This is a genomic window from Fictibacillus enclensis (assembly GCF_001457035.1).
In the GTDB taxonomy this organism is placed as follows: Bacteria; Bacillota; Bacilli; order Bacillales; family Fictibacillaceae; genus Fictibacillus_C; species Fictibacillus_C enclensis.
The window spans coordinates 1,776,536-1,792,657 of record NZ_KQ758617.1 but is presented as its reverse complement, the minus strand read 5'-3'; the positions used below and the strand labels follow the sequence as shown (position 1 = coordinate 1,792,657).

The following is a 16,122-nucleotide window of genomic DNA, read 5'->3' as shown; positions in this document are numbered from 1 at the left end:
GGCTATGAATAGCAGAGAGAAAATTGCCAGAAGAGCAGAAAAAGAAATAGAGGATGGCTTTTATGTAAATCTCGGCATCGGTATGCCGACTATGGTCGCGAACTACATAAGCGAGAATAAGAGTGTGGTGCTGCAGTCGGAAAACGGGCTGCTTGGAATTGGCCCTTATCCTAAAGAAACGGAAGTGGATCCCGACTTGATCAATGCCGGAAAAGAGACCGTGACTGCCATCAAGGGAGCCTCCTATTTTGACAGCGCAGAATCATTTGCCATGATTCGGGGAGGACATGTGAATATCGCCATCCTGGGTGGTATGGAAGTATCAGAAACCGGTGATTTGGCCAACTGGATGATTCCGGGGAAAATGATCAAAGGAATGGGCGGTGCCATGGATCTTGTTCATGGCGCGCAAAAAATCATTGTCATTATGGAGCATGTCAACAAGAGCGGACAGAGCAAAATCCTGAAAAATTGCAGTCTGCCGCTGACAGGAAAGGGAGTAGTGGACCGGATCATTACGGACCGAGCGGTTATTGATGTAACGGATCAGGGACTGAAGCTGATTGAAGTAGCTAATGGGTACAGTATTGAGGATATTAAAAACTGCACCGAGCCGGATTTGATCACCGATGAAGTAACGCTGGGCGTTTATTAAGGCAAAGAGAGCGGGGGAGGAAACATGACGGAAGTATATGTGGTAGAAGGGGCGCGAACGCCGTTTGGAAGCTTTGGGAAATCATTGAAAAATGTTTCGCCGATCCAAATGGGCACCCTGACTGCGCTGGAAGCGATGAAGAGGGCGAATATCGACCCGGCGCAAATCGGGGATGTAGTATACGGAAATGTCATTCATTCCAGCATAGACGCTGCCTATACGGCGAGGCATGTCGCTTTAAAAGCAGGGGTTCCCGAGACCGTTCCGGCCATGCTGGTAAACCGTTTATGTGGTTCTGGGCTTCAGGCGGTCATAAGCAGTGCACTTGCCATTCAAACAGGTGATGCGGATCTGGCATTATGTGGCGGGGTTGAAAACATGTCCAAAAGTCCGCATTCTACCTTTAATCAGCGGTTTCAAGGCCAAAAGTTTGGGAACCTTGAGTTCGAGGATATGCTTCTTCATACGCTGACCGATCAGTATATCGGCTGCGGAATGGGAATTACCGCAGAAAATCTTGCAGAGAAGTACAGTATCAAACGGGAAGAACAAGATGAATACGCCCTTCTTAGCCATCAAAGAGCGGCTAAAGCGAATCGTGAAGGAAGATTCACACAGGAAACAATACCAGTTGTCATTGAGGAAAAAAAGAGCCTTACCTTCACGGTGGATGAACTGGTAAAGCCTGAATCCACCCTTCAGCAGCTTTCCGCCCTGCGCCCGTCCTTCAAAAAAGACGGAACCGTAACGGCGGGAAATGCAAGCGGAATTAATGATGGTGCGGTATCTTTGGTGCTCGCAGGTGAGGACTCCGTTAAAAGCAAGCAAGTCAAACCGCTGGCACGGATCGTATCCTGGGGAATCAGCGGCGTTGATCCTAATATCATGGGAATCGGGCCGGTTCCAGCTTCCCAAAAAGCCCTTGCTAAAGCGACCCTTTCCATTGAAGACATGGATCTTGTAGAAATTAACGAAGCGTTTGCCTCCCAATACCTGGCGGTTGAAAAAGAATTGAGTCTGGATCGTGAAAAGACGAACGTGAACGGGGGTGCCATCGCGCTCGGCCATCCGGTCGGTGCCAGCGGATCCCGTTTGCTCCTTACCCTTGCGTACGAACTCCGAAACAGAGGCTTGCGCTATGGATTGGCCAGCCTTTGCATCGGTGGCGGCCAGGGGATTGCCATGATTATCGAAAATGCAACTTCATAACCAAAAAGCTGCCAAACGCCATTTTCAGGCGATGGCAGCTTTTTTAACTTAGTTCTTTCTGGAAGTTGTGGCTTCGGAAGAAACGTTGATTGAAGTGCAAGGTGCGTGACAGGTGAGACTAAGGAGGCGTTTACGCCGGTAAAAGCGAGCAACCTGGAACGGAAATCAACCACTCCAGAGCAACAAAGCTTATCTTAACGCCGGTGCTGATTGTAGACAGAAGCTTTTGAAAGGGACTGGATCACGGCAACTTCATCTGCCGAAAGTTCAGGTGTGTGAGCAGCTCCTACATTCGACAGCAGCTGATCAACGGAGCTTGCTCCTGGAATAACGGCTGCGACCGCAGGATGATGCAGGCAATAACGGATGGCCGTCTGGCTCAATGTCCGTTCACTGGCCAATTTGTCCTGCAGCCCTTTCACAAGTTCATGGATTTCTTTTCCTTCATATTCAAGATACTGATCACTTTCGCTGCGATTCAACGCCCGCTCGGAAAGCCAGCCTTTGGCAACAGGCCCACGGGCAATCACGCTGATCTTTTTGTTATGAAGGAAGTCAAGCATTTCTTCTTCCGGTCGCCGGTCAAGGATGCTGTACTGCATCATGACGCTGACAATCTCTGAATGCTCAGCGTAATATGAAATCACGTTTGGCCGGATGGACGAAATGCCATATTCACGAACCAAGCCCTCCTGTTTTAATTCGTTGAACGCTGAAATCGTTTCATCCATGTTGTCTTCAATCGTTCCTCCGTGAAGCTGGTATAGATCGATATAATCGGTTCCCAATCGGTGCAGGCTGTCCTTTATGGCTTGTTTTATGTATGTTTTCGAAGGATCCCAGTCCCAGCTTTTTTTATCTGCTGTCCAGCGATTTCCAACCTTCGTGGCCAGAACGACTTTATCTCTGAAGGGACGAATGCTTTTTCCTACGAATTTCTCATTCCAACCGAATTGATAGAGATCGGCTGTGTCAAAGTAAGTAATGCCTTCTTCATACGCACGCTTTAAAATTTCTTTTCCTTCCGCCTCATTTTCCGGCACAAGGGACATGCAGCCCAGTCCAATTTCACTGACTCGCAGCTCTGACGATCCAAGTTGGTTGCGCTTCATTACGTACCAGCTCCTTTATTTGATAGGTTTAAAAAAAGGGTAGCATGAAAACGGGCAAAAAAAAAACTTCCAGCCTGCAGGGTCACTGTTTTGGCCCCGGGGCGGAAGAGATCCACTCTTGCACTGTGGTATGTTCTTTCATATAACGCTTGAGCATGTACCGAATTTGCCACGCTTTTCCCACCAGGGTCACGCTTTTGGGCTTAATATAGATCTTCACTTGAACAGCTCCTTTTAAATGTGTGTTACGCTTTTCCTTATGGTAGACTTATGTAGCCAAACAAGATTTAGAACCAGGAGTGAGATCAGTATGGAACATTTAAATGAAAAGACCCTTTCTACTGAATCCGTCTATGAAGGGAAAATTATAGATTTGGAAATTCAGGAAGTAGAGCTCCCAAACGGAAATAAAAGCAAGCGCGAAATCATCAGACATCCGGGTGCAGTAGCTATTATTGCCATCACCCCGGAAAATAAACTTCTCTTTGTCCGGCAGTTCCGCAAAGCGCTGGATAAAATTATTGTGGAAATTCCCGCAGGAAAGCTTGAAAAAGATGAGGATCCGAAAAAGTGTGCAGAGCGTGAGCTGCTTGAAGAAACCGGATATGAGTGTGAAAACTTGGAATACCTCACCTCGTTTTACACGTCACCGGGATTTGCTGATGAATTGATTCATTTGTTTTATACAGACTCTCTGAAAGAATGCAGAGAACAGCAGCCGGATGAAGATGAATTTCTGGATGTGATGGAAGTAACGCTTGAAGAAGCGCTTGAGCTTGTAAACGACCAGCAGATTCATGATGCAAAAACAGCCTATGCGGTGCAATATGAACAACTAAAAAGGAAGATGGAGAATCATGCTTAACACCTATTATGCCGATCTTCACGTACATATCGGCAGATCCCGTTCAGGGAAACCGGTGAAAATTACTGGAGCAAGAACGCTGACTTTATCCAATATTCTCGAGATGGCGTCCTCGGTTAAGGGCATCAATCTTCTGGGAATCATAGATTGCCATGTGCCGGAAGTCATTGATGAGATGGAAGAAATGCTGGCGGCGGGCGAAATGATAGAACATCCGGAAGGCGGATTGTGGTATCAGAATGTTTGTCTTCTTCCCGGGTCCGAAATCGAAATTTACGATGAAAACTGCAAGGGACCCGTACATGTTCTTTCATTTTTTCCTACCGTGGAAAAGATGAAGCATTTCAGCCTGTATTTGCGCGGAAGAATGAAAAACGTGACATTGAGCTCCCAGCGAATCTATGAATCGGCACACAACCTGCAGCGTGTCACCAAAGAGCTGGGTGGCCTGTTCATCCCTGCCCATGTGTTTACGCCTCATAAAAGTGTGTACGGAAAAGGTGTAAAGAGCTCGCTTTCTGAAATATTCCTGCCTGAACTCATCGATGCAATCGAGCTTGGTTTAAGCTCGGATACGAATATGGCGGACGGGATCGAGGAGCTTCGGCAATTTCCGTTCCTCTCGAATTCGGATGCCCATTCACTGGAGAAAATCGGGCGGGAATACCAGACGATACAAATGGAAAAACCGACATTTGCAGAGTTTAAACTGGCGCTGATAAATAAAGAAGGACGAAGGATAACAGCCAATTACGGGCTCGATCCGAGGCTTGGAAAATATTACGAAACCACCTGTGCCAAATGCTCTGCATTTATTTATGAAGAAAAAGGAATGAAATGTGCCGAGTGCAAGAGCACCGCAGTCATCCGTGGTGTACGAAACAGAATCAACGAACTGTCAGCCAAACCGGTGACTCCGACTGACAGGGGAGAAAGACCGCCTTATATCCATCAAGTGCCGCTGGAATTTATTCCGGCTCTGGGCCCGAAAACGCTGCAGAAACTTAGGGATCATTTTGGGACGGACATGGCGGTGCTTCATGATATTGAAGAAAAGGATTTAAGAACCGTAGCTCCGCAAGCTGTCGTCCGCCATATCCTTCTGGCAAGAGAGGGGAAACTGTCTCTAAAGGCCGGAGGGGGAGGAACATACGGAAAGGTTGCCCAACAGCAAATCTAGTATATAAAAATAGACATACCTCCCTTTTTGATTCATAGAATGAATTAAGAGAGTAAGGGAGGAAAAAGAGATGGCTTCAATTAAAAGATTTGTTTGGTTCCATTTGCAGGAACACTATTCGCTTTATGTATTTGTTTCCGTCCTGCTGCTGATGGGAGTCATTTTTGGCGCTGTAATTGTAAACAGTCTGACCCTTGGGCAAAAACAAGATCTGCTGAATTACCTGTCGCGGTTCTTTGGTGAAGTCTCCAATGGAAGTTTTGCCAATTCACAGGATATGTTTTCGCAAAGCTACAGCCACTATATTAAATACATTATGCTCATGTGGATTCTAGGCCTGTCCGTCATCGGTCTGCCGGTCATTTTGATCATGCTGTTTATTAAAGGTGTGGTGATTGGGTTTACGGTCGGATTCCTGGTGAACCAAATGGGATGGCATGGGTTTCTGCTTGCTTTTGTATCGGTGCTGCCACAAAACATTATTTTGGTTCCCGGCATCATTATTGCCGCTGCCGCTTCCATTCTATTTTCAATCAAAATGATCAGGCAGCAGTTTCTAAAAAAATCGAGCGATCCTTTTTTTCCAAAGTTCTTCAAGTACTCGGCGCTTATTCTTGCTGTGGGGTTGTTTCTGGGGCTTGCGTCTTTGTTTGAAGCGTATCTCTCTCCCCATTTAATGGAAGGCGTGATGAGTTTGACCAAAAAATAAACCCCTATAAATTATCAGATAATAATTATTTTAAACTGTATATTATAATCATTTTAAATTGACACCTTTTCTTCTCATGACTTATAATATGGATGTGAAACATAAGGGAGGATCAGGTATGGAAAGCCGTATTGACCGTATCAAAAAACAGCTGCATTCCCAGAGCTACAAGCTTACTCCCCAGCGAGAAGCAACCGTTAGAGTCCTCCTGGAGAATGAGGAAGATCATTTAAGTGCAGAAGACGTATATTTGCTCGTGAAGGAAAAAGCGCCGGAGATAGGTCTCGCAACCGTATACCGTACATTGGAATTATTAACCGAATTGAAAGTGGTCGATAAAATAAATTTTGGAGATGGGGTTTCCCGCTATGATCTCCGAACAGAAGGAGCCGCTCACTTTCATCATCACCTCGTCTGCCTCGAATGCGGAGCCGTTGATGAAATTCAGGAGGATCTTCTGGAAGATGTAGAAAAAGTAGTGGAAGAAGGATGGAATTTTAAAATTAAAGACCATCGCCTGACCTTTCACGGGATCTGCCACCGCTGTCACGTAAAGGAAAAAAATGATGAGACATCCGAATGAATGATGCTCATCATTTTTTTATTTATTTACAAATTCAAAGGAATAAGTTAACGTAAAGTTACAGTGAAAATAGAAAATGTGTATAATCCTTTAATTCTTTGGCATAACCTGTACTAATAAGTGTACGGGGAGGCTTAAAGACATGGGATCTTGGCTAAAATTATGCTGGAGTGCATTCAAAATATTTTTTTCATTTACGGCCTGCACATTATTATTCTATTTTGGCTTGCTTTGGATCAATCAGGAATATCAGAATTATCATAGATACGACGTGCCAAAAGGAAAAGCAGTGAAGGTATTCCAAAACGATTCTGCCGCTGAAAGTGTGGACGAGAGCAATTGGCTCATCCGACTGCTGTTTTTTTACGAATCCAGTGAATAAGGAGTGCAGATATGAAAGATCATGTCCAGGATTTTATACATTACTTGATCGTCGAACGTGGTCTCTCGAAAAATACCGTTGATTCTTACCGCCGCGATCTTGAACAGTATGCGCTGTATATGGAAAAGGTCGAACGTATCGATGCGATCGGCAAGATTCAGCGTGCCAACATTGTAGGCTATCTGCTCCATTTGAAGGAAAATGGGAAAGCGGCGACCACCATAGCCAGAAACATTGCATCGATCCGGTCGTTCCATCAGTACCTGCTTCGGGAAAAGATCAGCGACGCCGATCCGTCAGTACATATCGAAACACCAAAAACCGAACGCAAGCTGCCCAAGGTCCTCTCGATGAAGGAAGTGGAAGCGCTTTTAGATGTTCCGGATTCATACCATCCTTTTGGTATGAGGGACAAGGCTATGCTTGAACTTCTGTATGCTACTGGAATCAGGGTGACAGAACTGGTGAGCCTGGATCAGTCCGATGTTCATCTGTCCATGGGATTTTTGCGCTGCCTCGGAAAGGGAAACAAAGAACGGATCATTCCTCTCGGCAAGATGGCGGCAAGTGCCATTCAGGTGTATTTGGAGTCCGGCAGACCGGCTCTCCAAAAAGGGAAAAGCGGCAATGCTCTGTTCTTGAACCATCATGGCAACCGTTTGTCACGGCAGGGATTCTGGAAAATCCTGAAACACCTTGCGCAAAAAGCAAATATTGAAAAAGAACTGACACCTCATACTTTGAGGCATTCATTCGCCACTCACTTGTTGGAGAATGGAGCAGATTTAAGGGCGGTTCAGGAAATGTTGGGCCATGCGGATATTTCAACCACACAGATTTATACCCATGTGTCAAAAACGAGATTGAAAGATATTTATGCTGCCTATCATCCAAGGGCGTAAGCCTTTTTTAAATTGAGAGGTCTGACTTCTGACATCATTCAATCTTAGTTTGCTGTCAGTGATGGTAGGATATAGTATCTAAAGATGAATTATTTTGTACTGGAGGTCATTAGGAATGGAATATAAACGGTTCAAACGCACATTTTTAATTGTGATGGATTCCGTCGGGATCGGGGAAGCACCTGATGCCGAAAAATTTGACGATAAAGGTTCAGATACGCTTGGCCATATCGCACGGGAAATGAATGGACTTCAAATGCCGAACATGGAAGCACTGGGTCTTGGCAACATTCGTGAAATCCAGGGAGTTCAAGCGGCAAAAGCGCCGAAAGCCCATTATGCAAAGCTTCAGGAAGCGTCGAACGGAAAAGACACGATGACCGGCCACTGGGAAATCATGGGTCTCTTTATTGACCAGCCCTTTCAGACGTTCCCGGAAGGATTTCCGGACGACCTGATTCAGCAGCTTGAGGAGAAATCTGGCCGCAAAATCATCGGAAACAAGCCGGCATCAGGAACGGAAATTATGAAAGAGCTTGGCGAGGAACATGTGAACACCGGTGCGCTTATTGTTTATACATCCGCTGACTCTGTTCTTCAGATTGCTGCCCATGAAGACGTTGTTCCGCTTGAAGAGTTGTACAACATCTGTGAAATGGCCAGAAAAATGACGATGAACGACAAATACATGATCGGCCGGATAATTGCCCGCCCATTCGTCGGTAAACCTGGAGATTTCCAGCGGACTTCAAACCGCCATGATTATGCGCTTAAACCGTTTGGTAGAACTGTGATGAACGAGCTGAAGGACGGTGGCTATGATGTGATTGCGCTGGGGAAAATTTCTGATATCTATGATGGTGAGGGAGTGACTCAGGCGATCCGTACGAAATCCAATATGGATGGCATGGATCAGCTTGTAAAGTCCATGGACCAGTCGTTTACAGGGCTTAACTTCTTAAATCTGGTTGATTTCGATGCGTTATTTGGACACCGACGCGATCCAAAAGGTTATGGAGAAGCCCTTCAGGAGTTTGATGCCCGGCTACCGGAAGTGTTTGAAAAGCTAAATGACGATGACGTTTTAATCATCACTGCTGACCATGGAAACGATCCGGTTCACCATGGTACTGACCATACACGCGAATACGTGCCTCTTCTTGTTTATTACAAGGGCATCGAATCAGGAAAACCGCTGAAAGTGAGCAAAACTTTTGCTGACATCGGAGCTACAGTAGCCGATAATTATCATGTGAAGCTGCCGGAGCACGGCGAAAGCTTTTTAGATCAATTAAACTAGGGGGAAATGAAATGGGAGAATTGAAACCGATTCAAACGGCTGCAAATTTTATACAAAACAAACTTTCTTCCCAACCTGAAATCGGTTTGATTTTGGGCTCTGGTCTTGGAATTCTTGCCGATGAAATTCAAAACGCTGTGGTTCTTCCGTACAGTGATATTCCTGAATTTCCGGTCTCAACGGTTGAGGGTCATGCCGGACAGCTTGTCATCGGGGAACTTGAGGGCAAGCAAGTGATCGCGATGCAGGGACGCTTTCATTATTATGAAGGATATTCTTTGGAGAAGGTTACTTTTCCGGTGCGCGTGATGAAGGAACTAGGCGTAAGCAGTGTTATCGTAACGAATGCTGCAGGCGGAATTAACACGTCGTTTCAGGCAGGGGACCTTATGTTGCTTACCGACCATATCAACAACTTGGGTGACAATCCGCTCATCGGGCCAAACGACAGCTCGTTCGGCGTACGTTTCCCGGATATGTCGGATGCATACACGCCAGAGCTGCAGGAGACAGCCCGCCAGGCTGCATCCTCGATCGGTATTTCCCTCAAAGAAGGAGTCTATGTGGCGAACTCTGGCCCAAGTTATGAAACGCCGGCTGAGATCCGCATGCTCCGTATTCTTGGCGGAGATGCAGTTGGCATGTCCACTGTTCCCGAAGTCATTGTGGCGCGTCATTCCGGTATGAAGGTGCTGGGATTGTCGTGCATCTCAAATATGGCTGCAGGGATTCTGGATCAGCCGCTAACCCATGATGAAGTGATGGAAACCACTGAACGGGTAAAATCGAATTTTCTTGGCCTGGTCAAAGGCATTGTTAAAACCATTTAAGGGAGGAAGAAAAGATGGCTACACTTTTATCAAATATGAATGAAGCAGCAACGCTGATTCAATCCAAAATAGAAGGAATTCAACCTGAAATTGGTTTAATCCTTGGCTCAGGCCTTGGTGAACTGGCTGATGAAATTGAAAATGCCGTTCAAATCGATTACAGTGAGATCCCACATTTCCCCGTCTCAACGGTAGAAGGACATGCAGGTAAACTGGTCATTGGCACATTGAACGGAAAGACCGTTTTAGCCATGCAGGGCCGTTTTCATTATTACGAAGGTTACAGCATGCAGGATGTAACGTTTCCCGTGCGTGTCATGAAAGGTCTGGGAGTTAAGCTGCTGGTTGTGACTAACGCATGCGGTGGAATGAACCCGGGATTTTCAGCGGGAGACCTTATGATTATTAACGATCACCTGAATATGACGGGTGCCAATCCGCTGATCGGACCGAACGATGCAGAACTCGGGCCGCGTTTTCCTGATATGAGCACAGCTTATACACCAGAACTTGTTCAATTTACAAAAGAAACAGCAGCTTCTCTGGGAATTAATGTTCAAGAGGGTGTATACGCAGGTATTACCGGGCCAACCTATATGACGAAAGCAGAGCTTCGCATGCTTCGTACAGTAGGCGGAGATGCAATCGGGATGTCAACTGTGCCGGAAGTTATCGTGGCAAGCCATATGAGCCTGAAAGTGATCGGAATTTCCTGTATCACAGACATGGCGATCGCGGACGAGCTTGAGCCGCTTACTCACGAACAAGTAGTGGCAGTGGCGAACCGCACAAAGCCAAAATTCATCAACCTGGTAAAAGAAATCGTAAAAAATGTAACTCTGTAATGGACAGATTTTCAGAAGTAGACCGCTTCTGGTTACTTGAACAAAATAAAGAAATAGAAAGCTCAATGAGGTGGACATAAATGAGGGCTGTCGATATTATCTTAAAGAAACGACACGGAAAAGAATTAACAAAAGAAGAAATTGATACCTTCATCAAAGGCTATACAAACGGTGACATTCCTGATTACCAGGTATCCGCTTTCCTAATGGCCGTGTACTTTAAAGGCATGACAAAAGAAGAAACGGCTCACTTAACTAACGCTATGGTTAAGTCTGGAGACGAGATTGATCTCTCCAAAATTGAAGGTATTAAAGTCGATAAACACTCTACTGGAGGAGTGGGCGATAAGACAAGCCTGATTATTGCTCCTCTTGTTGCTTCAGTAGGCGTTCCTGTGGCGAAAATGAGCGGGCGGGGCTTAGGTCATACTGGAGGTACTGTTGACAAATTAGAATCCATCGAAGGCTTTCAGGTAGAATTAACGACTCAGCAATTTATTGAGAATGTTAATAGACACAAGATTGCGGTTGTTGGCCAAAGTGGCAACTTAACTCCTGCGGATAAAAAACTTTATGCGTTAAGAGACGTTACAGGCACCGTGGACTCTATTCCGTTGATTGCATCATCCATCATGTCCAAGAAGATTGCTTCAGGATCCAACGCTATTGTATTGGATGTTAAGTTTGGTTCCGGTGCGTTCATGAAGACGTTGGAAGATGCCAAAGCTTTGGCAAGTGCGATGGTTGGAATCGGTAACGAACTAGGCCGTCAAACAGTTGCCATTATTACAGATATGGACCAGCCTTTAGGACATGAAATTGGGAATGCAAATGAAGTTCAAGAGGCAATTGCCGTTTTAAGTGGTAAAGGTGATAAGGATTTAACAGAGGTTTGCTTGACACTCGCAGGTAATATGGCTGTATTAGGCGGGGCTTATTCTGACTTTGATGAAGCAAAACGTGAGTTGCAGAAGATATTGGAAAGTGGCAAAGCTGTAGAAAAGATGAGAGAATTTGTTGAATCCCAAGGTGGAAACGGTAATCAAATTACAAATCCTGAAACATTGCCTCAAGCTAAATATCACATGGAAATCAAGTCAGATGAAGAAGGCAATGTTCAAACCATTGATGCTGAATCGGTTGGAATTGCTGCGATGCTATTAGGCGCAGGAAGAAAGACGAAAGAAGACAACATTGATTATGCAGTTGGTATTACCTTGAAGAAAAAAGTAGGGGATATAGTTGCCAAAGGAGAAACACTTGCTGTATTCCATGCTAATTTTGAGGATATTGGTGAAGCAGAGAAAACATTGAAGAACGCTTACACATTTACAAATCAATCCGTGGAAGCACCTAAACTAATTCACGATATTATTAAATAAAAGAAATAATTGAATAAAAGCATGACGTAAAGGGAGCTTCTTTAGCGAGAAGCTCCCTTTTTTTCTCTCCCGCTGATATTCCTGTATAAACCAAAAATTAATGGAAAAAATAGGGGTATCATGATTGGAGGGAAATGGAATGAAACGATACATAGTGGCTGCTGTTGCGCTCGCGCTTCTGCTGACTACGGGCGGAGGCCGGACATTTGCTTCTGAAAAAACACAAAGTCTTGCTCCAAATGCATCCTCAGCTATTTTGATTGAGCGTGATACGGGAACTGTTCTTTTTGATAAAAAAAGCCATAAAAAATTGCCGCCGGCGAGTATGACCAAAATTATGACCATGATTCTGATCATGGAAGCCCTTGATACAGGAAAGATCAAACTGACCGATCCTGTAAGAGTCAGTGAATATGCTGCTTCTATGGGAGGATCTCAAATTTTCCTAGAACCCGGTGAAGAAATGAGCGTTCACGACATGATGAAGGGAATTGCGATTGGAAGCGCAAATGATGCTTCTATGGCGATGGCAGAAAAAATCGGAGGCTCTGAAGCATCCTTTGTGGATATGATGAACAAGAAAGCGAAACAGCTGGGATTAAAGGACACATTTTTTAAAAATCCTACCGGGCTTCCTGCTGCGGGACATTACTCTTCCGCTAATGATATGGCCATTATGGGGAAAGAACTGTTAAAGCACGAAGAAATCACTAAATATACCGGCCTGTATGAGGAATATCTCCGTCAAAATACGCCGAATAAATTTTGGCTGGTGAATACCAACCGTCTTGTGAAGTTTTATCCAGGTACAGATGGCCTGAAAACCGGCTTTACACAAGAAGCCAAGTATTGTCTTACTGCTACTGCCAAAAAACATGATATGCGGGTAATTGCTGTGGTGATGGGTGCACCCAACCCAAAACAGCGCAATCAACAAGTCACGCAAATGTTTGATTATGCCTTTTCTCAATATGCAACCAAAAAATTATATGACCGCCATCAGATTGTAAAGCAGGTAAAGATTCAAAAAGGAAACAAGCAGCAGCTGGCCGTTGTGACATCCGAAAGCATTTCCCTGCTTTCTAAACGAGGAGAAAAAGAAAACAACGTGAAACCGCTCATTCAGGTGAATCCCGATTTGAAAATGCCGATTAAAAAAGGGCAGCAAGTTGGAACGCTGAGCATTATGAAAGGCGGAAAGACCGTAACAAAAAGTCCGCTTCTTGCTTCAGAGAATGTAAAGAACGCGTCTTGGTGGAGTTTGTTTAAACGTACGCTTGGACATATGGCGAAATCGTCATAACCTCATGTTTTGACTAAATGGGACGAATCCGCACTAGTTTTGTAATAGTGGAGGAATTCGTCCTTTTATTATCGAAACAGTTGCGTATCAAGAAGAAGGAGGAGAGACGTTTGAGTCTTAACATCGGGCTGGAGATCAAGCATACAGTATTATGTATTCGCCTGGATGGGGAACTTGACCATCACACGGCTGATGAATTGAGGTCAAAGGTAGATGATATTTTAAAGAATAAGAAAATTGAACATATCATGCTGAACCTTGAAGGGCTGGACTTCATGGACAGCTCGGGCCTCGGCGTAATCCTTGGGAGGTATAAACAAATCAAGAGCAATAACGGCGAAATGGTGGTGTGCGCCATTTCTCCTGCAGTAAAAAGGTTATTCGACATGTCCGGTCTGTTTAAGATTATCAGACTGGAAGAAAATGAAGAATATGCCCTACAAACCCTGGGGGTGGCTTAATCATGAAAAACGAAATGAAAATTCAGTTTTCAGCACTAAGCCAGAATGAATCATTTGCGCGGGTTACGGTTGCAGCCTTTATTGCACAGCTGGACCCTACCGTGGATGAATTGACCGAAATTAAAACGGTGGTTTCAGAGGCTGTGACCAACTCTATTATCCATGGCTATGAAAACTCGTCCGATGGCATTGTTTACATTGAAGTCTTGCTTGATGAGGATACTGTAAAGCTGACCATCCGGGACAAAGGCGTTGGCATATCTGATTTGAATGAAGCAAGGCAGCCTCTCTTCACCTCAAAGCCGGAGCTCGAAAGGTCCGGGATGGGCTTTACGATTATGGAGAATTTTATGGATGAGGTTGAAGTGATTTCCGAACCCTCCTATGGCACCACGATCCACTTGACAAAATTTTTGGCAAAAAATAAAGCGGTTATCAATTAAGGGGTATGCCTTATGGATGTCGAGGTTAAAGGCGGTAAAAACGAATCGTACTTTAAGGATGAGGAAATCAAGCTTTTGATTAAACGAAGCCAGGAAGGCGATCAGTCGGCCCGGGACTTGATCATAGAAAAAAATATGCGTTTGGTCTGGTCGGTCGTGCAGCGGTTTATCAACCGCGGTTATGAACCGGATGACCTCTTCCAAATCGGAAGCATTGGGCTTTTAAAGTCGGTCGATAAATTCGATTTAAGCTATGATGTTCGTTTTTCCACGTATGCCGTTCCGATGATCATAGGAGAAATCCAGCGATTCATTCGGGATGATGGAACAGTAAAGGTCAGCCGGTCGTTGAAAGAAATGGGAAACAAAGTCAGAAAAGCGAAGGATGAATTGTCCAAAGTACTTGGTCGAACCCCGACGGTCAACGAAGTCGCTAAGAAGCTGGAGATCAGTGTGGAAGATGTTGTGCTGGCACAGGAGGCCGTACGGGCACCGACTTCCATCCATGAAACCGTATATGAAAATGACGGAGACCCGATTACTCTGCTTGATCAGATTGCAGACAGCACCGAAAATAAGTGGTTTGACAAAATTACCTTGCAGGAAGCCATTGAATCGTTGGATGAACGAGAACGCCTTATTGTTTACCTTCGCTATTATAAGGACCAGACACAATCGGAAGTCGCTGAGCGGCTGGGAATCTCGCAGGTGCAGGTATCCCGGCTTGAAAAGAAAATTTTAGCTCAGATGAAAAGCCAGATGGATGAATGAATCCATCTGGCTTTTTTGTGTGGAAGCTTAAATGTGAATGCAGGTTTTTGCTATGGTAATTGATGGATAATTCTTGGAAGAAGAATGATATAACTTTATCAAATCCATACTAAACAAGAATGTTGAATATCAGGAGGTGCAGCCATGAAAGAATCTGCTGTTTACATAAGGATGAGACAAAAGGTTCAGGTTGTGCTTGAGCAGCCCGTGACACTTGGAACGGTTGCCCAGATAGTGGCTCCTCCGGCCCTGCAAAAAAAGCTGCAAATGCTGGTCATTTACCAGGTAAAGCCAGCCGATAAGCATTTAATCGTCCTTGATGTGATGAAAGCTGTTCAGCATATTCAGCACGTATGTCCGGGCATTGAAATCCAAACAGTAGGTCCCGCTCAATCGATTCTGGAGATCCAGTACCAAAAAAAGAAGCTTGCGCCTGTCTATTTTGTGCTGGTCTGGCTGCTATTATTTATTGGGTCCGCACTGGCCATCATGAACTTTCATGAGGATGTAAGTATGCAGGTGGTCCACCAAAAAATTTATTACATGGTGACGGGCACTTATGATAACCAGCCGTTGATTTTGCAAATCCCCTATTCCTTGGGACTTGGGATTGGAATGGTTCTTTTTTTTAACCATGTCTTTAAGAAGAGACTGAATGAAGAACCTAGCCCGCTTGAAGTAGAGATGTTTAAATACCAGCAGGATTTGGATCAGTACGTCGTCATTCATGAAAATAAGGAAACCGAGAAAAAAATTCATGGTGATTAAGAGCGTGTTTTTGGCCTTTATCGGTTTTGGCGGGGGAATTGCGGTAGGATCGGGGTTTGTGGCTTTTCTTACGGTGCTTGGCATTATTCCCCGCCTGATGCAGCTCAGTAAAACCTTTTGTTATATCAGGGCGTACGAATGGAGTGTCATCCTCGGTGCTGTCCTTGGCGGATGGGTAAATTTAAAGGATATATCCTTTCACCTTTCCCCGTTGCTGCTCGTGCCGATAGGTGCCTTCTGCGGAGTCTTTGTCGGTATGCTGGCAGCAGCGCTGACTGAGGTCTTGAATGTCATGCCGATTCTTGCGAAACGGATTGGAATGGGCGAAAGGCTGCTGGTCATCCTCATGGCGATTGTTTTAGGAAAAGTGCTGGGCTCTTTGTTCCACTGGATGGTTTACGTTAACCAATAAAAAAGAAGGA

Annotated in this window: 20 protein-coding genes; 18 read left to right on the top strand and 2 right to left on the bottom strand. The window is 45.0% G+C overall.

Annotated elements, in window-relative coordinates; translation table 11 throughout:
* Positions 1 to 4: 4 nt before the first annotated feature.
* The gene (locus AS030_RS09230) at positions 5 to 655 is read left to right on the top strand and encodes a CoA transferase subunit B (protein ID WP_061970837.1); all 651 of its coding nucleotides are present in this window, start codon (positions 5 to 7) and stop codon (positions 653 to 655) included.
* 24 nt (positions 656 to 679) lie between these two features.
* Positions 680 to 1,864: a thiolase family protein gene (locus AS030_RS09225; RefSeq protein ID WP_061970835.1), complete on the top strand. Its 1,185-nt coding sequence runs from the start codon at positions 680 to 682 to the stop codon at positions 1,862 to 1,864.
* Positions 1,865 to 2,058: 194 nt separating this feature from the next.
* On the opposite strand, the gene AS030_RS09220 is transcribed toward AS030_RS09225, so the two are convergent.
* Positions 2,059 to 2,976: an aldo/keto reductase gene (locus AS030_RS09220; protein WP_061970833.1), complete on the bottom strand. Its 918-nt coding sequence runs from the start codon at positions 2,974 to 2,976 to the stop codon at positions 2,059 to 2,061.
* 82 nt (positions 2,977 to 3,058) lie between these two features.
* Positions 3,059 to 3,196, bottom strand: coding sequence for a Z-ring formation inhibitor MciZ (mciZ, locus tag AS030_RS22985; protein ID WP_074440495.1), 138 nt, complete (start codon positions 3,194 to 3,196; stop codon positions 3,059 to 3,061).
* A gap of 90 nt (positions 3,197 to 3,286) precedes the next feature.
* Between mciZ and AS030_RS09215 the strand changes: the two genes are divergently transcribed.
* The 16 genes from AS030_RS09215 (at position 3,287) to AS030_RS09140 (ending at position 16,112) form a co-directional block, all read left to right on the top strand.
* Positions 3,287 to 3,841: an NUDIX hydrolase gene (locus tag AS030_RS09215; protein ID WP_061970831.1), complete on the top strand. Its 555-nt coding sequence runs from the start codon at positions 3,287 to 3,289 to the stop codon at positions 3,839 to 3,841.
* The gene (locus AS030_RS09210) at positions 3,834 to 5,021 is read left to right on the top strand and encodes an endonuclease Q family protein (protein ID WP_061970829.1); all 1,188 of its coding nucleotides are present in this window, start codon (positions 3,834 to 3,836) and stop codon (positions 5,019 to 5,021) included. Before AS030_RS09215 ends, AS030_RS09210 begins: the two co-directional genes overlap by 8 nt.
* 70 nt (positions 5,022 to 5,091) lie before the next feature.
* A complete protein-coding gene (gene spoIIM, locus AS030_RS09205) occupies positions 5,092 to 5,730 on the top strand; it encodes a stage II sporulation protein M (RefSeq protein WP_061970827.1) in 639 nt (212 codons plus the stop codon).
* 118 nt (positions 5,731 to 5,848) lie between these two features.
* Positions 5,849 to 6,313: a ferric iron uptake transcriptional regulator gene (gene fur, locus AS030_RS09200; RefSeq protein ID WP_061970825.1), complete on the top strand. Its 465-nt coding sequence runs from the start codon at positions 5,849 to 5,851 to the stop codon at positions 6,311 to 6,313.
* 142 nt (positions 6,314 to 6,455) lie between these two features.
* Positions 6,456 to 6,695, top strand: a complete 240-nt coding sequence (locus tag AS030_RS09195; protein WP_061970823.1) for a YqzK family protein — start codon at positions 6,456 to 6,458, stop codon at positions 6,693 to 6,695.
* An 11-nt stretch (positions 6,696 to 6,706) separates the two neighbouring features.
* Positions 6,707 to 7,597, top strand: coding sequence for a site-specific tyrosine recombinase XerD (gene xerD / locus AS030_RS09190; RefSeq protein ID WP_061970821.1), 891 nt, complete (start codon positions 6,707 to 6,709; stop codon positions 7,595 to 7,597).
* A gap of 115 nt (positions 7,598 to 7,712) precedes the next feature.
* Positions 7,713 to 8,897 carry a phosphopentomutase gene (gene deoB, locus AS030_RS09185; RefSeq protein ID WP_061970819.1) on the top strand — a complete coding sequence of 395 codons (1,185 nt, stop codon included), beginning with the start codon at positions 7,713 to 7,715 and terminating at the stop codon, positions 8,895 to 8,897.
* 11 nt (positions 8,898 to 8,908) lie between these two features.
* Positions 8,909 to 9,727, top strand: a complete 819-nt coding sequence (locus tag AS030_RS09180) for a purine-nucleoside phosphorylase (RefSeq protein WP_061970816.1) — start codon at positions 8,909 to 8,911, stop codon at positions 9,725 to 9,727.
* 14 nt (positions 9,728 to 9,741) lie between these two features.
* On the top strand, positions 9,742 to 10,572 hold the full coding sequence (locus AS030_RS09175) for a purine-nucleoside phosphorylase (RefSeq protein WP_061970814.1): 831 nt from the start codon (positions 9,742 to 9,744) through the stop codon (positions 10,570 to 10,572).
* An 80-nt stretch (positions 10,573 to 10,652) separates the two neighbouring features.
* Positions 10,653 to 11,954 (top strand): pyrimidine-nucleoside phosphorylase, encoded by a 1,302-nt coding sequence (locus tag AS030_RS09170; RefSeq protein ID WP_061970812.1) that lies wholly within the window; start codon positions 10,653 to 10,655, stop codon positions 11,952 to 11,954.
* A gap of 139 nt (positions 11,955 to 12,093) precedes the next feature.
* Positions 12,094 to 13,257: a D-alanyl-D-alanine carboxypeptidase family protein gene (locus tag AS030_RS09165; RefSeq protein ID WP_061970810.1), complete on the top strand. Its 1,164-nt coding sequence runs from the start codon at positions 12,094 to 12,096 to the stop codon at positions 13,255 to 13,257.
* A 110-nt stretch (positions 13,258 to 13,367) separates the two neighbouring features.
* Positions 13,368 to 13,718, top strand: a complete 351-nt coding sequence (gene spoIIAA / locus AS030_RS09160; RefSeq protein WP_061970808.1) for an anti-sigma F factor antagonist — start codon at positions 13,368 to 13,370, stop codon at positions 13,716 to 13,718.
* 2 nt (positions 13,719 to 13,720) lie between these two features.
* Positions 13,721 to 14,161 (top strand): anti-sigma F factor, encoded by a 441-nt coding sequence (gene spoIIAB, locus AS030_RS09155; RefSeq protein ID WP_061970806.1) that lies wholly within the window; start codon positions 13,721 to 13,723, stop codon positions 14,159 to 14,161.
* A gap of 12 nt (positions 14,162 to 14,173) precedes the next feature.
* A complete protein-coding gene (gene sigF, locus AS030_RS09150) occupies positions 14,174 to 14,932 on the top strand; it encodes an RNA polymerase sporulation sigma factor SigF (RefSeq protein WP_061970804.1) in 759 nt (252 codons plus the stop codon).
* A 144-nt stretch (positions 14,933 to 15,076) separates the two neighbouring features.
* Positions 15,077 to 15,700 carry a stage V sporulation protein AA gene (locus AS030_RS09145; RefSeq protein ID WP_061970802.1) on the top strand — a complete coding sequence of 208 codons (624 nt, stop codon included), beginning with the start codon at positions 15,077 to 15,079 and terminating at the stop codon, positions 15,698 to 15,700.
* Positions 15,690 to 16,112 (top strand): stage V sporulation protein AB, encoded by a 423-nt coding sequence (locus tag AS030_RS09140; RefSeq protein ID WP_061970800.1) that lies wholly within the window; start codon positions 15,690 to 15,692, stop codon positions 16,110 to 16,112. The genes AS030_RS09145 and AS030_RS09140 overlap by 11 nt, the downstream gene beginning before the upstream one ends.
* Positions 16,113 to 16,122: the final 10 nt, after the last annotated feature.

Coding starts and splice junctions, on each gene's coding strand:
- AS030_RS09230 (WP_061970837.1), top strand. CDS start 5: ATGAATAGCAGAGAGAAAATTGCCAGAAGAGCAGAAAAAGAAATAGAG.
- fur (WP_061970825.1), top strand. CDS start 5,849: ATGGAAAGCCGTATTGACCGTATCAAAAAACAGCTGCATTCCCAGAGC.
- AS030_RS09180 (WP_061970816.1), top strand. CDS start 8,909: ATGGGAGAATTGAAACCGATTCAAACGGCTGCAAATTTTATACAAAAC.
- AS030_RS09210 (WP_061970829.1), top strand. CDS start 3,834: ATGCTTAACACCTATTATGCCGATCTTCACGTACATATCGGCAGATCC.
- xerD (WP_061970821.1), top strand. CDS start 6,707: ATGAAAGATCATGTCCAGGATTTTATACATTACTTGATCGTCGAACGT.
- AS030_RS09175 (WP_061970814.1), top strand. CDS start 9,742: ATGGCTACACTTTTATCAAATATGAATGAAGCAGCAACGCTGATTCAA.
- AS030_RS09220 (WP_061970833.1), bottom strand. CDS start 2,976: ATGAAGCGCAACCAACTTGGATCGTCAGAGCTGCGAGTCAGTGAAATT.
- AS030_RS09195 (WP_061970823.1), top strand. CDS start 6,456: ATGGGATCTTGGCTAAAATTATGCTGGAGTGCATTCAAAATATTTTTT.
- spoIIM (WP_061970827.1), top strand. CDS start 5,092: ATGGCTTCAATTAAAAGATTTGTTTGGTTCCATTTGCAGGAACACTAT.
- AS030_RS09170 (WP_061970812.1), top strand. CDS start 10,653: ATGAGGGCTGTCGATATTATCTTAAAGAAACGACACGGAAAAGAATTA.
- AS030_RS09215 (WP_061970831.1), top strand. CDS start 3,287: ATGGAACATTTAAATGAAAAGACCCTTTCTACTGAATCCGTCTATGAA.
- sigF (WP_061970804.1), top strand. CDS start 14,174: ATGGATGTCGAGGTTAAAGGCGGTAAAAACGAATCGTACTTTAAGGAT.
- spoIIAB (WP_061970806.1), top strand. CDS start 13,721: ATGAAAAACGAAATGAAAATTCAGTTTTCAGCACTAAGCCAGAATGAA.
- AS030_RS09140 (WP_061970800.1), top strand. CDS start 15,690: ATGGTGATTAAGAGCGTGTTTTTGGCCTTTATCGGTTTTGGCGGGGGA.
- AS030_RS09225 (WP_061970835.1), top strand. CDS start 680: ATGACGGAAGTATATGTGGTAGAAGGGGCGCGAACGCCGTTTGGAAGC.
- AS030_RS09165 (WP_061970810.1), top strand. CDS start 12,094: ATGAAACGATACATAGTGGCTGCTGTTGCGCTCGCGCTTCTGCTGACT.
- AS030_RS09145 (WP_061970802.1), top strand. CDS start 15,077: ATGAAAGAATCTGCTGTTTACATAAGGATGAGACAAAAGGTTCAGGTT.
- deoB (WP_061970819.1), top strand. CDS start 7,713: ATGGAATATAAACGGTTCAAACGCACATTTTTAATTGTGATGGATTCC.